10 protein-coding genes and 1 pseudogene are annotated in these 14788 nt (G+C 77.9%); 2 read left to right on the top strand and 9 right to left on the bottom strand.

The genetic code is table 11. The features are described from left to right. Window positions 1-69 precede the first annotated feature (69 nt). The 4 genes and pseudogenes from ACI798_RS19500 to ACI798_RS19485 form a co-directional block, all read right to left on the bottom strand. Window positions 70-1698, bottom strand: a complete 1629-nt coding sequence (locus ACI798_RS19500; protein ID WP_456940380.1) for an acyl-CoA dehydrogenase family protein — start codon at window positions 1696-1698, stop codon at window positions 70-72. 75 nt (window positions 1699-1773) lie between these two features. Beyond that, window positions 1774-1998 (bottom strand): annotated as a pseudogene (locus tag ACI798_RS19495) (HNH endonuclease); the annotation flags it as partial. A gap of 126 nt (window positions 1999-2124) precedes the next feature. After that, the gene (locus ACI798_RS19490) at window positions 2125-2544 is read right to left on the bottom strand and encodes an SRPBCC family protein (RefSeq protein WP_457048710.1); all 420 of its coding nucleotides are present in this window, start codon (window positions 2542-2544) and stop codon (window positions 2125-2127) included. Window positions 2545-2599: 55 nt separating this feature from the next. Further along, window positions 2600-3883 (bottom strand): competence/damage-inducible protein A, encoded by a 1284-nt coding sequence (locus ACI798_RS19485; RefSeq protein ID WP_457048709.1) that lies wholly within the window; start codon window positions 3881-3883, stop codon window positions 2600-2602. 167 nt (window positions 3884-4050) lie between these two features. Here ACI798_RS19485 and ACI798_RS19480 point away from each other — a divergent pair, with 167 nt between their 5' ends. Next, a complete protein-coding gene (locus tag ACI798_RS19480) occupies window positions 4051-4845 on the top strand; it encodes a hypothetical protein (RefSeq protein ID WP_457048708.1) in 795 nt (264 codons plus the stop codon). A 15-nt stretch (window positions 4846-4860) separates the two neighbouring features. Here ACI798_RS19480 and ACI798_RS19475 read toward each other — a convergent pair whose 3' ends face one another. The 3 genes from ACI798_RS19475 to efeB form a co-directional block, all read right to left on the bottom strand. Continuing rightward, entirely contained in the window at window positions 4861-6447 is a 1587-nt protein-coding gene (locus ACI798_RS19475) for a protein kinase domain-containing protein (RefSeq protein WP_457048707.1), read from the bottom strand. Window positions 6448-6467: 20 nt separating this feature from the next. After that, complete coding sequence (locus tag ACI798_RS19470; RefSeq protein ID WP_457048706.1) at window positions 6468-8216, bottom strand: serine/threonine protein kinase; 1749 nt, start codon at window positions 8214-8216, stop codon at window positions 6468-6470. A gap of 194 nt (window positions 8217-8410) precedes the next feature. Beyond that, window positions 8411-9724, bottom strand: a complete 1314-nt coding sequence (gene efeB / locus ACI798_RS19465; protein ID WP_457048705.1) for an iron uptake transporter deferrochelatase/peroxidase subunit — start codon at window positions 9722-9724, stop codon at window positions 8411-8413. Window positions 9725-9881: 157 nt separating this feature from the next. Here efeB and ACI798_RS19460 point away from each other — a divergent pair, with 157 nt between their 5' ends. After that, on the top strand, window positions 9882-10673 hold the full coding sequence (locus ACI798_RS19460) for an enoyl-CoA hydratase-related protein (protein WP_456940387.1): 792 nt from the start codon (window positions 9882-9884) through the stop codon (window positions 10671-10673). Between the two features lie 573 nt (window positions 10674-11246). On the opposite strand, the gene ACI798_RS19455 is transcribed toward ACI798_RS19460, so the two are convergent. Then, window positions 11247-12881, bottom strand: coding sequence for a dynamin family protein (locus ACI798_RS19455; protein ID WP_457048704.1), 1635 nt, complete (start codon window positions 12879-12881; stop codon window positions 11247-11249). Continuing rightward, on the bottom strand, window positions 12878-14695 hold the full coding sequence (locus tag ACI798_RS19450; protein ID WP_456940389.1) for a dynamin family protein: 1818 nt from the start codon (window positions 14693-14695) through the stop codon (window positions 12878-12880). The genes ACI798_RS19455 and ACI798_RS19450 overlap by 4 nt, the downstream gene beginning before the upstream one ends. Window positions 14696-14788 lie beyond the last annotated feature (93 nt).

The raw sequence follows: 14788 nt of genomic DNA, 5'->3' as shown, positions 1-14788 counted from the left end.
CGGACCGGGACGGGATGGGAAGTCGGTCCGTGTGCGACGCCTGTCCGAGGGTAGTGGAGCGGCGCACCGTCAGGCAGGGCCAACGGCCGACCGTTCCACGAGGCGCGCGGCGGGCACCGCGGACGGCAGCGTGCCCAGCACCGACCCCCAGTCCCCGCCGAGGCGGGTGGCGCAGAACGCGTCGGCGACCTCGGGCGGGGCGTACCGCAGCAGCAACGAGCCCTGCAGGCACTGCGCGAGCAGGCCGGCCACGCGGCGGGCCCGCAGGGGCAGCGCGTCCGGGTCGCCGAGCTCGGCGGCCAGGCGCTTGACGGCGTCGTCGAAGCGGGCGTCGGCGCCGCGGGCGAGCTCGATCTCGTCGGTGACGGCGGCCAGCGACTCGCTGCTGCGGCCGAGAGCGCGCAGCACGTCGAGCGCGATGACGTTGCCGGAGCCCTCCCAGATGCTGTTGAGCGGCGCCTGCCGGTAGAGCCGCGGCATGCCCGACTCCTCGACGTAGCCGTTGCCGCCGAGCACCTCGAGCGCCTCGCCGACGACGGCCGGCGCCCGCTTGCAGACGAGGAACTTGGCGGCGGCACCGGCCAGCCGCAGGAACGCCGTCTCGCCGGCGTCGACCGCGGCGGCCAGCCGGATCGCGAGCGCGGTGGCGGCCTCGCTCTCGACGGCGAGGTCGGCCAGCACGTTCTGCATGAGCGGCTGGTCGGCCAGCAGCGCGCCGAAGGCGGAGCGGTGCCGGGCGTGGTGGATCGCCTGGGTGAGCGCCGCCCGCACCGTCGCGGCCGAGCCGATCACGCAGTCCAGCCGGGTGGTGTTGACCATCTCGATGATCGTCGGGACGCCGCGGCCGGGGGCGCCGACGAGCCAGCCGGTGGTGCCGTCGAACTCGACCTCGCTGGAGGCGTTGGCGCGGTCGCCGAGCTTGTCCTTGAGGCGCTGCAGGCGGAAGACGTTGCGGCTGCCGTCCGGGAGCACCCGCGGGACGAGGAAGCAGGAGACGCCCTCGTCGAGCTGGGCCAGCACCAGGAACAGGTCGCTCATCGGGGCGCTGGTGAACCACTTGTGCCCGGTGAGCGCGTGGCTCCCGTCGGCGTTCTCGACCGCGCGCGTGGTGTTGGCCCGGACGTCGGAGCCGCCCTGCTTCTCGGTCATGCCCATGCCCGCGACCAGGCCCGGCTTGGCGAGGGGGTCGGTCAGGCCGGAGCGGTAGCCGGTCGCGGTGAGGCCGGGCTCGTAGCGCGCGGCGAGGTCGGGTGCCGCCCGCAGCGCCGGCACGGCGGCGTAGGTCATGGTCACCGGGCAGCCGTGACCGGCCTCGACCTGCGTCCAGCCGAGGTAGCCGACGGCGCGGCGCACGTGGGCGTGCCGGTAGCCGGCGTCGGCCGCGGCCCACGGTGCGCCGGCCAGCCCGTGCTCGACCGCCGTCCGCATGAGCTCGTGCCAGGCCGGGTGGAACTCCACCTCGTCGACCCGGTGGCCGTACCGGTCGTGGGTGCGCAGCACCGGGCGGTTCTCGTCGGCCAGCCGGCCCCACTCGCGGGCCTGCTCGCTGCCGGCCAGCGCACCGAGCTCCGCCAGCGAGGCGAGCGTCGCCTCGTCGGCGTGCCGGAGACAGGCCTCCCGCAGCGCCGCGTCCCCGGCGACCGGGTCGTACCCGACCAGCGGCGGGGCCTGGTTCAGGACCTCGTGCGTCGCACCCACGCCGCGCACCGTACGACGGAACTGTCACCGCGGTCACACCCCTCCCGCCCGCCGTTCCACGTGGAACGGCGGCGGTCAGGAGGGCGGCGGGTCGTCAGCCGGGCCGGCCGGTGGCGGCGGTCCGGTGCCGGCCGGGGGTGGTTGCAGGCCCGGGGGTCGGGTGGTCCTGGTGATCCCCGACGGCGCGGTGACGGTCAGGGTCCCGTCGGGGTTCATGGGGAACTGCCAGCCGCGGGCGAAGGTCTTCACGCGGTGGCTGCGGCACAGGCAGCACAGGTTGGCGCAGTCGGTCACCCCGCCGTGGCCGTGAACGGCGCGGGCAGCTCGATCACCGCGTCGAGCAACGCCTGCTCGACCGGCGACCGGTGCTCCGCGACCTCCTGCACACCCCGCACGCCACGGCCGGGGTACGACAGTTCCCGCAGGTCAGAGGGGCTGTTCGGCGACCTCCCGGTCGAGCGGGCGGACCAGCCGGCCGATCGCGAGCTGCGCCAGCGGCGCGTAGCCGACCACGACCGGCGCCGGGCCGGTGATCCGCAGGCCGGTGGTGCTGCCGTCGTCGGGACCGTCGGCGACCCAGTGCAGCAGGTGCAGCCGCACCGGGCCGGCGCTCACCGTCCACGCCCACTGCCGCGCCGCCTCGTCCACCGACTCGACGACGAACGGCAGCGTCACCCCCACCGGCCCGCGCACGCGCCCGCTCAGCCCGGCGGCCAGCCGGGGCCCCGGCACCTCGACGCCGGTGATCTGCGGTGCCCACTGCGGCCACCGCGCGGGCCGGGCGTAGCGCTCCCACGCCTCCGCGGGCGGCACCGGGCCGGTGGCGTGCAGGGTCACGGTCGTCATGCCGCCCTCCCTGCCCGCCGCGGGCCCGCGCCACGCACCGCGGACGGCGGCGCGCTCACGCCGGCGGGCCGCCGAGCAGCAGCTGCCGCAGCATGTGCATCGCCAGGACGACGGAGCGCTCGCGCACCGCCGTCCGCGAGCCGGGCAGCCGCACCGACCGCGCCTGCTGACCCATCGGCCCGACGGCGCACAGGTGCACGGTGCCCACGGGCTTGTCCGGCGTCCCGCCGCCGGGCCCGGCGACGCCGGTGACCCCGACGCCGACGTCGGCGCCGAACCGCGCCCGCGCCCCCTCGGCCAGCGCCAGCGCCACCTGCGGGCTCACCGCGCCGTACTCGGCCAGCACCTCCCCCGGCACCCCGACCAGCCGTTCCTTGGCCGAGTTCGCGTACGAGGTGATCCCGCCGAGCACGTACGCCGAGGACCCGGCCCGCTCGATGAGCCGGGCCACCAGCAGGCCACCGGTGCAGGACTCGGCGGTGGCGATCGTCAGTCCCCGGTCGGCGAGCGCGCCGGCCACCAGCTCGTCGAGGGTGGGCCCGGTCGAGAACACCGTCGCGGCGAACGTCTCGGTCAGCACGGCGGCCAGCCAGTCGTAGGCCGGCTGCGCCTCGGGCGCGAAGCGCGTGACGATCTCCAGCTCGCCCTCGCGCAGGCAGGTGGTGACCTCCAGCCCGCCGAGCTCGTGCTCGTGCTCCCGCAGGGTGGCGGCCAGCTGCGCCTCCAGCGTCCCCCAGAGCCGGATCGTCTCCTGGCGCAGTTCCCCCGCCCCGGCCAGCACCTCCCGCACCGGCGCGGCCGCCAGCGCCGCCGGCCACATCCCCTGCAGCTCCGACGGCGGCCCGGGCAGGACGACGACGACCGGCCCGACGCGGCCGTCGGCGGGCGGGACGACGAGGCCCGGCGCCGTCCCCACCGGCTCCAGGACCGTGGCGCCGGCGGGCACCATCGCCTGCTTGCGGACGCCGGCCGCGGTCGCCTCCGGGTCCGACCGCCAGCCGCGGCGCGCCATCAGCCGCTCCACGACGGCGCCGACGCGCTGCTCCAGCTCCGGGTCGACGTCCAGCGGCCGGCCCTGCACCTCCCCCACGACGGCGGCGGTGAGGTCGTCGGCGGTGGGCCCGAGGCCCCCGGTGGTGACCACGAGCTCGACGCCGGAGGAGGCGAACCAGGCCAGCGCGCCGCGCACGTCGTCGGGCCGGTCACCCACGACGAGGACCGAGCCCACGTCGACGCCGGCCTGCCGCAGCTGCTCGGCGAGCCACGGCCCGTTGCGGTCGGCGACCCGGCCGGTCAGGACCTCGGTCCCGGTGACGACGATGCCCGCGCGCGTACCCACCCGCCCGACCCTAGGAGGACGGCGTCCTCCCCGCCGGGTTCCCGGTGGACCGCCGGACCCGCCGGGGCACCTCCCCGGGCCGGGGACGGACCGCCGCTAGCGTGCGGGGAGGACCGGTCCCACCCCGTGCGGGACCGGTCGCCCGCGTTCCAGGAGGAGAGAGCACCGTGACCACCTCGCCCCCGCCGGCCGGCCCGCGCACCCAGCAGATCCCCACCACCGGGGAGGGCGCGACGGCCGCGGGTCTCGCCGGACACCCGGGCGCGCCCGCCGCGCCGCCGCCGGTCCTGCCGGCGCCCGCGTACCCCGTGACCACGCCCCACCCCGCGGCGACGCCGGAACCCGTGCACCACCAGCCGGCGCACCACGCGCCGCTCCACCACCAGCCGGTGCACCACGCACCGGTGCACCACGAGCCGGCCCACCACGCGCCGCTCCACCACCAGCCGGCCGGTCACCAGTCGACCGGGCCGCAGCCCACCGGCCCGCTGGACTCCCTGCTCGGCGCCCCGCCGGTGCCGCCGCCGACGGCCGCCCTCCCGCAGGACGCCCCGGCCGCCCGGCCGGAGAAGCCGGCGCGCCCCCGGGCGCCGCGCCGGCCCCGCGACCGGGCCGCGCTGGTCGGCGCCGGCCTGGCCGGCCTCGGCCTCGTGCTGCTCGAGCTCGGGCTCGCGCTGCGCCTGGACGGGCCGCCGCTGTGGGGCCAGGTCCCGGCGTGGGCGGCGTTCGCCACCGTCTGCGCGCTGCTCGGCGGCGTGGCCGCGCTGTCGCGGCTGGTGCCGGCGCTGCGGCTGCGCCCCCTCACGGCCGAGCGGCTGGCCCTCGGCGGGGCCGCCGGGCTGGCGGTCTTCTGGGTGCTCGTCGTCCTCCCCCACGCCGACACCGACCGCGGCTTCCTGCTCACCGCCGCGCTGGGGGCCGTGGCCCTCGCCGCCTGGCTGGTGCCCGGCCGCCGTCGCTGACCGGACGCCGGCGGTTCAGCGGACGCGGCCCCGGCCGTTGCCGCGCCCGTTGCCGCCGGCGTTCCCGTTCTCCTCGCCGTTCCCGTTCCCGTCGGCCGCGGCGTCGTCCGCCTCGGCGTCGTCGTCCGCCGCGCCGTTGCCGGGACCACCGTCGTCCCCGTCGTCCCCGTCGTCCCCCGGGTCCTCGACCGTCGGCAGCGGCACCGGGACGGGGTCCGGCTCGGGCGCGGCGGGCGCCTGCGACCCGGCCACCTCCGTGACCGGGGCCCGGTCCACCGCCCAGGACGGCACGGAGGGCCACGGGGACGGGGGTGGGGACGACGGCGGGGGCGAGGGTGCCGTCACCGCGGCGGCCACCGTCAGCGCGACCGTCTCCCCCGGCTCCAGCCGCCCGACCGGGGTCACCCCGGTGACGACGCCCGGCGCCGCGTCCGCGGTCTCCACCACCACCCGGCGCACCCGCAGCCCGGCCGCGACCAGCTGCTCCTCCACCTCGTCGGCGGACCGGCCGACCAGGTCCGCCCGCCGCACGTCGGTGCCCGCGTCCGCCGGGGACCCCGCCTCGGCCGCCGGCACGGGTGAGGTCCCCGGCGCGGCCATCTCCAGCACGCCGACCCCGAGGGCGGCACCGACCGCGAGGGTCGCCAGCCCGGTCAGGACCCGGCCGGCCCGGCGGCGCGGCGCGGGGGTGGAGGCGGGCGCGGGCGGGGCGGGGACGGCGGGAGGCAGCGGCGCGGTCACCGGGGGTGGCGCCGGCGGGAGCGGGCGGCCGGCGCGCAGGGTCTCCACCGCCCGGCACACCGCCGCGCCGTCGGCGAGCCGGCCGGCGGGGTCCTTGGCGAGCATCCGCGCCACCAGCTCCCGTAGCGGAGCCGGCACGTCCGAGGGCAGGGGGTCGGGCTCGTCGCGGATCTGCCGCAGCGCGATCTGCACCGGGTGCTCGCCGTCGAAGGCGCGCCGCCCGGCCAGGCACTCGTAGGCGACCATCCCGAGCGCGTAGACGTCGCTGGCGGGCCCGGCCTTGCCGCCGGCCGCCTGCTCGGGCGAGAGGTAGTGGGCGGTGCCGACCACCTGGCCGGTGCGCGTCAGCGGGGCGCTGCCCGCCGACCAGGCGATGCCGAAGTCGGTGATCCGGACGACGCCGTCGGCGCCGACCAGCACGTTGCCCGGCTTGACGTCGCGGTGCACCACACCGGCGGCGTGCGCGGCGGCCAGGGCGGCGGCGGTCTGCCCGACCAGGTCCAGCACCCGCTCCGCGGGCAGCCGCCTCTCGCGGGCGAGCAGCGTCGACAGCGGCTCGCCGTCGACGAGCTCCATGACCAGGTGGGCGCAGACCTCGCCGTCCCCGGTCACCACCTCGCCGTAGTCGTACAGCGCGGCGATGTTGCGGTGCAGCAGCCGGCCGGCCAGGCGCGCCTCGGTGCGGAACCGGGTGCGGACGTCCTCGTCCTCGACGTACTCGCTGCGCAGCAGCTTGACCGCGACCGGCCGGTCCAGCAGGGCGTCGCGGCCGCGCCAGACCTGTCCCATGCCGCCGGTGGCGAGGAGGCCGAGCAGCTCGTAGCGGCCGGCGACGACGCGACGCACGGGGCTCCCGTCCATCGCACCTCCTCGGTTCCGTATCAGGTGGGACCGGCAGATGGTCCCGCAGCAGAGCCGGTGGCGCTCGACGTGACAGCGGTGCTGGTCACCGGCGAGGGTGACGTCGAGGTGCTCGTGCTCGTGCCGGTGGGGGCCGTGGACGACGAGCTGGTCGTGCTGGTCCCGTCGCTCGTCGACGAGCCGGTCGTCGACGAGCCCGGCGCGGTGGTGGGGGTCGGCGTCGCGGCGTCGGTCGGCTCCGGCACCGTCGTCCCCGGGGCCGGGTCCGTCGCCGGCGGGACCGGATCGACCACCGGGGCGGGCGTGCTGTCGCCGGTCACGGCCGACACACCGCCGTCGCCCGCCTGCCCCGTCGCCGCCTGCCCCGTCGCCGGCGACCCGGAGCCGCGGCTGCGGCCGCCGGTCGGCGCCACGGCGAACGTGACGACGACGTCGTCGCCGGGCTCGAGCCGCACGCCCTCGGGCGAGACGGCGAGCACCCGGCCGGGGACCGCGGACCCGGTGACCTGCTCGCGCCGCTCCACGCTCAGGCCCAGCGCGGACAGCTGGGTGGCGACGTCGTCGATCGGCCGGCCCACGTAGTCGCCGGCCTCGAGCACGACGCCGTCCTCGTTCTCACGGGTCTGTGCGGCCACGACGGTCGGGGAGCCGGGGTCGACGAGGGCGGTGAAGAGGACGCCGGCGAGCCCGGCACCGAGCAGCAGCGCCAGCAGCGGCACCAGGACCGCCGCGGCCCGGCGGCGGGGCGGCGGCGGGGGGCTGCTGCGCCGGGCCCCATGCGGGCCGGGGAGCGCCCCGGCCGGGCCGGGCGCGGCCTGGGTGGGCGGGCCGGCGTCGGCGGCGACCGCGGCGGGGGCCGGGGCGGCGGCGACCGCCCCTGCGGCCGGCGCTGCGGCCGGGACCGGGTCGAGGGCCGGCAGCCGTCCGGCGCGGGCGTCCTCGACCGCCGCGACGAACGCCGCGCCGTCGGGCATGCGGGCGGCCGGGTCCTTGGCCAGGGCGCGGCGGATGAGGGTGCGGACGTCGCGGGGCAGGGTGTCGGGCAGCGGTTCGGGGTCCGAGCGCAGCTGCTTGAGCGCGATGGTGACCGCGTTGTCGCCGTCGAAGGCGGGGTGCCCGGTGAGGCACTCGTAGCCGACCAGACCGAGGGCGTAGACGTCGCTGGCCGGGGTCGCCAGGTGCCCCTCGGCCTGCTCCGGCGACAGGTACTGCGGCGTGCCGATGACCTGGCCGGTCTGGGTGAGCGGGACGCTGCCGGCCGACCAGGCGATGCCGAAGTCGGTGATCTTCACGCTGCCGTCGGCGCGGACGAGGATGTTGCCGGGCTTGACGTCGCGGTGCACCAGCCCGGCGCGGTGGGCCTCGGACAGCGCGGCGGCGGTCTGCCCGAGCACCGACAGGGTGGTGGAGGTGTCCAGCCGGCCCTCGCGGCGCAGCAGCGCCGACAGCGGCTGGCCCTCGACCAGCTCCATGACCAGGTAGGCGAGCGTCTCGCCGGTGTCCCCGGCCACGTCCCGGGCCGTGGTCTCGCCGTAGTCGTAGACCGCGGCGATGTTCGGGTGGTTCAGCGCGGCGGCGTGCTGGGCCTCGGCGCGGAAGCGGGCGAGGAAGGTCGGGTCGCCGGTGTACTCGCTGCGCAGGACCTTGACCGCGACCGGGCGGTGCAGCAGCACGTCGGTGCCGCGCCACACCTGGCCCATGCCCCCGGCGGCGATGAGCTGCGAGAGTTCGTAGCGGTCGCCGAGCATCCGGCGACCCGGTTCCACCACGGGACCTCTCCCATCCCTGCCGGCCCTGCTGCCGACGCCGTCCACCCCGGCGCACCGGTCCTCGTCGGAGGAGGTGCCCGGTCCTTCCGAGACCACACATCCTCCCAGCAGTCCCACCCGTCCGGGGAGTCCCGTGCGTCACGGCTCGGCATCGACACGGCGACACCCCGGCGACACGCCGGGGAACGGCCGGGTCAGGGAGTCCGGAAGAGGGCCCGTCCCCACCAGTCGGCGTCGTCGCGGACGCCGGGCGGGCAGGCGAACACCGCCGAGGAGGTGTGCCGGACGTACTCGTTCATCGCGTCCAGGCGCAGGTTGCGCTGCACCTGCACGAACCCGGTCTCCGGGTTCCGCTGGAAGGCGATGAAGAACAGCCCGGCGTCGAACCGGCCCAGGCCGTCGGAGCCGTCGACGAAGCTGTAGCCGCGCCGCAGGATCGCCGTCCCCGAGTTGGTCGGGTGGGCGAGGAAGACGTGGCTGGTCTCCGGGATCGCGAACTCGCCGTCGACCTGCTTCGAGAAGTCGACCGGGTCGAACTCCGCGCGCTGGCCGAGCGGCGCCCCGCTGCCCTTGGTCCGGCCGATGGTGCGCTGCTGCTCGTCGAGCGAGGAGCTGTCCCACGGCTCGACGAGCATCCGGATCCGCCGGGTGACCAGGTAGGAGCCGCCGCGCAGCCAGTCCGCGTCGTCGTCGCCGACCCAGACGAACCGGTCGAGCGTGCTGCCGTTCTCGGCCTTGAGGTTGGCGGTGCCGTCCTTGAACCCGAACAGGTTGCGCGGGGTGGCCTGGCCGGTGCTGGTCGACGACGTCCGGCCGAAGCCCAGCTGCGACCAGCGCACGCTGACCACGCCGGCGCCGGTGCGGACCAGGTTGCGGACCGCGTGCACGGCGACCTGCGGGTCGTTGGCGCAGGCCTGGATGCACAGGTCGCCGCCGCTGATCGCCGGGTCGATCTGGTCGCCGGGGAACGACGGCAGCTCGACCAGCGGTGCGGGGCGGCGGGCGGCCAGGCCGAAGCGGTCGCGGCCGTCGGCGGTGGTGAACAGGGTGGGCCCGAAGCCGACCGTGATCGTCAGCCCGGACGGCGGGAGGCCGATCGCCTCGCCGGTGTCGTCCGGCGGCGCGTACCGCTCGCCGTCGACGGCGCCCACCGGCCCGGCGTCCCGGCCCGCGGTCATCCGCCGCGCGGCCTCGGTCCAGTCCTGCAGCAGCGCGACGAGGTCGTCGCGGCTGTCGGTGGTGACGTCGAGGGCGACGAAGTGCAGCCGGTCCTGGGCGGGCGTGACGATCCCGGCCTGGTGCTCGCCGTGGAAGGGCACCGCGTCCGCCGGCGACGGGCCGGTCGGGGTCGGCGCGTCGCCGGCGGTGGCCCGGCCGACGACCCCGCCTGCGGTGCCGGCGGCCAGCACGCCGGCCGTGCCGGCGCCGAACGCGCCCAGCAGCCGGCGGCGGGAGAGTCCGGTCGGTCGCTGCAGGGGGGCCGGCCGGGCGGCGGTTGGCTCGCTCATCTCTCCCTCGGGGAACGACGTCTGCTCGTCTCCCAACGTCCCACGCACACCGGCGCGTCCCCGGCACCGGTGTCGCGCGGGTCACCGGTGGCGTCCCCGGTGCGCGACCGCCGCCATCCGGCTGACCGGGGCCGGGGGGCGTGGCAGGGTGACCGGCATGTCAGAGACGACCGCCACCGCGACCGTGACCCGCGAGGACGCCGGCGGCGTCGCGACCGTCACCCTGCAGCGACCGGGGCTCTCCCGGGTGATGCGGCGAGAGCTGCTCGAGGTGGTGCGGGGGATCGCCGACGACGGGTCGGTGCGGGCGGTGCTGCTGACGGGCACCGGCCGGGCGTTCTGCGTGGGGCAGGACCTCGCCGAGCACGTCGAGTCGCTGCGCGGGGACGCCGGGACGTCGCTGTCGGTCGTCGAGGACGAGTACAACCCGCTGGTCCTGGCGCTGGCCGCGCTGCGGGTGCCGGTCGTCGTCGGGATCAACGGCGCCTGCGCCGGCGCGGGCCTCGGGATCGCGATGGCCGGCGACCTGCGGGTGGCCGCGGCGGGCGCGAAGTTCACGACGGCGTTCACCGGCATCGGGCTGTCCAGCGACTCGGCCCTAGCCGCGCGGCTGGTGCACAGCGTGGGCCTCGCCCGCGCCACCGAGCTGCTGCTGCTCCCCGACGCCTTCCCGGCCGAGACGGCGCTGCAGTGGGGCCTGGTGCACCGGGTCGTCGAGGCCGACCGGGTGCTGGACGAGGCCCGGGCGCTGGCCGAGCGGCTGGCCTCGGGGCCGACGGCGGCCTACCGGGCGGTGAAGACGGTGCTGGCGGGCGCGGCCACCGACTCGCTGGAGGCCACGCTGGCGCTGGAGGCGCGGCTGCAGACCGAGCTCGGCGGCACCGCCGACCACGCCGAGGCCGTCGAGGCCTTCCTCGCCAAGCGCCCGCCCCGGTTCCGCGGCGAGTGACCTCACGCAGCGCTGCCCAGGGGTCGCCGCGCGTACCGACACGGTGGGGTCCGCCCCGGCCGGCCGGCGCGGGACCCGGCGGCGCTGCCGCGCGGTGACACCCTCCCCCCACGCGACGGGGAGGGGCACACCGTGGACGGAGCACGGACGGCGGCGGAGGCGGTCCCGGGGGAACGGCCGCTCCCCCGGCGGCGCAGCGGGGCACACCAGGACCGCCCGCTCCCCCCGCGCCCCCCGGTCACCAGCTCCGTCGCGCTGCCCCTCACCCCGGCCGTGCCCCCGCGACCGCGGGCCGTGCGCGTCTCCGGCCTGCTGTGCTGGGGCGCGGCGCTGGCCGCGCTCGCCGGCGTGGTGGCGATGCTCCTCGACCGCGCGGCCCTCGACGCCCGGCTGACGGCGACGGCGGCCGCCGGCGACCCCGCCGCCACGGCCGAGGAGCTGTCCGGCGCCGTCGCGGCGACGATCGCGACGGTGGTGGGCGCCGTCGGGCTGGTGACCGCCGTCATGGGCGTCGGGACGGCGCTCGTGCTGCGCCGCCGGTCCTGGGCCCGCTGGCTGCTGCTGGCGGCGCTGCTACCGACCCTGCTGGTCCTCGACACGGCGCAGGGCACCGCCGCCGGGGACGCCGACCTCGACCGCGTCGCGCTGCTCGTCGCGGCCGGGCTGTTCCTCCTGGTCCCGGTCCCGCTGCTCACCCGCCCGGCCCGCGCCTGGTTCCGCGCCTCCTGAGCCGGCCGCCGCGTCGAGGGCGGCCAGCACCGCCTCGCAGGACCGGACGACGACGTCCGCGGCGTCGGCGACCGCGCGGTCGGCGAGGGGGTCGTCCGCGGCCTCCCGCCAGCGGCGCATCGCCGCCAGGGCCACGGTGCGCAGCGCGGCGGGCGGGGTGTCCGCGGGCAGCCCGAGCCGCGCGGCGGGGGCGGTGCCCGCGGCGCCGAGCAGCCGCTCCCCCTCCGCCAGCAGCTCCGCCGGCAGGAGCCCGTCGGGCCCCCGGAGCCGGGCGAGCAGCGCCAGCTCCGCGAGGTCGTCGCCGGCCAGCCGGATCCGCTCGACCTCCGCGCGCACGGCGTCGGCGCCGGCCACCGGGTGCTCGTCGAGCAGGGACTCCACCAGCCGCAGGGCGGCGGCGGCCCGCACCGGCCCGCCGCGCGAGGTGAAGTGCACGTCCAGCAGCCGCTGCAGCTCGGCGAGGCCGCTGCGGCGCAGGAGCTCGCCGGCCAGCGCCTCGGCGTCGCCGATGCCGGCCCGCACGAGCGCGACCGACAGCCGGATGCCGAACAGCCCCAGCCGGTCGAGCAGCCCCGCGCGGACCTCCGCCGACAGCGGCACCGGCGTCTCGGGCCGGGAGAAGCGGTCGGCGGTCAGGAGCATCCCGCTGACCGCGGCCGGGTCCGCGGCGGCCAGCGAGCGCAGCGCCACCAGGTCCCCGTGCCGGAGCGTGCGGCCGGCGAGCGCGAGCTGGCCGGCCACCGGCACCACCGCCGAGCTGACCGCCCGCAGCGCCGGGTCCGCGGACATCCGGCGGGCCACCGCCGCCGCCGCCTGCAGCGCGTCGATCCGTCCGGCGCCGACCTCGTCGGCCCGGGACAGCACGGTGATCGTCGTCGTCAGGCTGCCGCCGGCGCCGGTGGCGGCCTGGAAGGCGGCGAGCACGGCGACGTCGTCGGGCTGGGGCTGGCGGGTGAGGTGGACGACCGCGTCGGCGCCGGCCAGGCCCGCCTCGGTCCCGAGGAAGGCGTGCGTGCGGTCGCTGGTGCCCGCCGACAGCGACCCGGTGCCCGGGGTGTCGACGAGCGTGGCGGCCGACAGGTCGGGGGAGGGCCAGTCGACGACGAGCGTGGCGACGTCCTCCGGCGCGGTGCCGGCCAGGTCCAGCCGGAGCCCACCGCCGGCCCGCCGCACCGGCAGGTCGCGCACCGCGCCGTCGGTGCCGCGCAGCACCACCCGGGGCACCGCGCCGTGCCGGTACTCCGTCACCACCCGCGTGCACTCGCCGGCGTCGGTCGGCGCGACCCGGGCGCCGACGAGCGCGTTGAGCAGCGTGGACTTGCCCGCCTTGACCCGCCCGACCAGCGCCACGCGCAGCGGCTCGTCGAGGCGGCGGCGGGCGGCGGCCAGCCGGGCGGCGGCGTCGGGCACGTCCCGCCAGCGGTCCTGGGCCTCGTCCAGGAGCGCCCGGACGTCGTCGAGGCCGGCCGGCGCCGTCACGGTGTGGGCACCGGGGTGCGGTCGAGGCGGGCGACCTCGGCGGTCAGCCGCTCGAGCCGGTCGAGGCGGGCGCGCAGCACCCGGATGCGGGTGTCGTGCTCCGCGGTCGCCTCCTTGGTCGACCGCTGCGCCGCCCTGACCGCGTCGGCGAGGGTCCGGGCGGTCTCGTCGGTGGTGTCGGTGACCAGGTCGCGCAGCGTCCGCTGCACGGTGCGCAGCCGGTCCTTGAGGTGCTTGCCGACCTGGAACACCACCTCGTCCAGGTGCCGGCGCACCACGGTCCGCGCCTCGGACTCGCGCCGCTGCCGCCGCTGCCTGGCGTCGTCGTTGTAGGCCTTGCGGCCCAGCACCACGCCGGCGGCCAGGGAGATCGGGTTGATGATGGCCAGCCCGGCGAGGCTGGTGACCAGGCCGGTCATGAGCACGCCGGTGTAGGAGCCGCGCAGGCCGATCAGCGTCCGCTCGCGCAGGGTCATGGAGCCGTCGTCGACGACCGGGACGTCGACGAGGGCGTCCAGCGCGTCGCCGGCGGCGCCGACCTCCAGCGCCGGCACGGTGCCGCCGCCGTCGCGGGTGACCTGCTCGACCACCTGCTCGGCCAGCCACCGGGACCGCTGCTCGGCCCACACGTAGCTGTCGGCCACCGCGGCGGCGATCCGCTGGTCCAGCCAGGCGGTGATCTCCGGCCAGGCCGGGCCCGGGTCGCGGGCGGCGATGACCTCCTCGGCCTCCCGGACGACGACCCGCGAGCGGTCCCGCAGGTCGTGGTCGATGTCGGCCAGGAGGTCGGTGACGCCGTCGTTCAGGACCTGCTGCCACCGCGAGGAGCGCCGCCGCTGCTCGTCGACGGCGGTGCGGGCCTCCTCGAGCTCGGCCACCAGCGCCTCGCGCGAGGCCGGGTCCTCCAGGCCGCGCAGCTCGGTCCGGACGGCGAGGGACAGGTGCCCGGTCACCGCGGAGAGGTCGTGCACGAGGGAGCGGCGGGCCAGGGCGGCGGCGCGGCCGGCCACCTCGTCCTGCAGGTGGGTCACCAGCGCGGCGATGCCCGACTCCTCGTGCAACTCGCGGTCCCGGTGCTGCACCGCGAGCAGGGCCAGGGTCGAGGAGACGGCCAACAGCGGCGCGTCCAGCCCGCGGGCGGCGAGGTGGCCGCGGTCGATGTCGGCGATCCGGCGCCAGTCGGGGCAGGCGTCGGTCTTGGTCAGGACGCAGACGACGGTCGGGCACAGCGCGGTCGCCTGCTCGAGCAGGGCCATCTCCGGCGCGGTGAACTCCTGGCTGGCGTCGGAGACGAACACGACGGCGTCGGCGGTGGGCAGCAGGTCGAGGGTGGTCAGCGCGTGCGCCACCACCCCGAGGCCGCCGACGCCGGCGGTGTCGACCAGCTCGAGCCCGCCCGCGAGCAGCCGCCGGGGCAGCTCGACCTCGGCCTGCAGGATCCGCTCGGCGCCGGGCCCGGTGACCTGGGCGGCGACCGTCTCGACCGGGACGGGCACCCGCTCGGTGGCGACGTCGGTGCCGGGCGCGGGGTCAGGCCCCACCGCCCGCACCAGCGTGGCCCGCGGGGCGTCGCCGTTGCGCACGACCGTGGGGACGACGGTGGCGACGTCGTCGGCGACGGGGCAGACCGGCACCCCGGTCAGCGCGTTGACCAGCGAGCTCTTGCCCTGCTTCGGTTCCCCCAGGACCAGGACGCGCACCCCCGGGGAGGCGTGCCGCCCCCGTGCCTGCGCCAGTCGTCGCTGCAGGTCGGGGCGCTCGCACTCCTCGGTGAGCGCCAGCGCCCGGTCGACGAGCTGCTCTGGTGTGACCACGGCCACCTCCTCCGGAGCCCCGGTGATACCACCCGGGGCCGGTTGCGGACAGGGAGCAGCCCGGCCCCGGTGCGCTGAGCACCGGGGCCGGGC

Source organism: Geodermatophilus sp. SYSU D01045 (assembly GCF_054050295.1).
The sequence above is the reverse complement of the archived record's forward strand: the minus strand, read 5'-3'. Positions and strand labels throughout refer to the sequence as shown.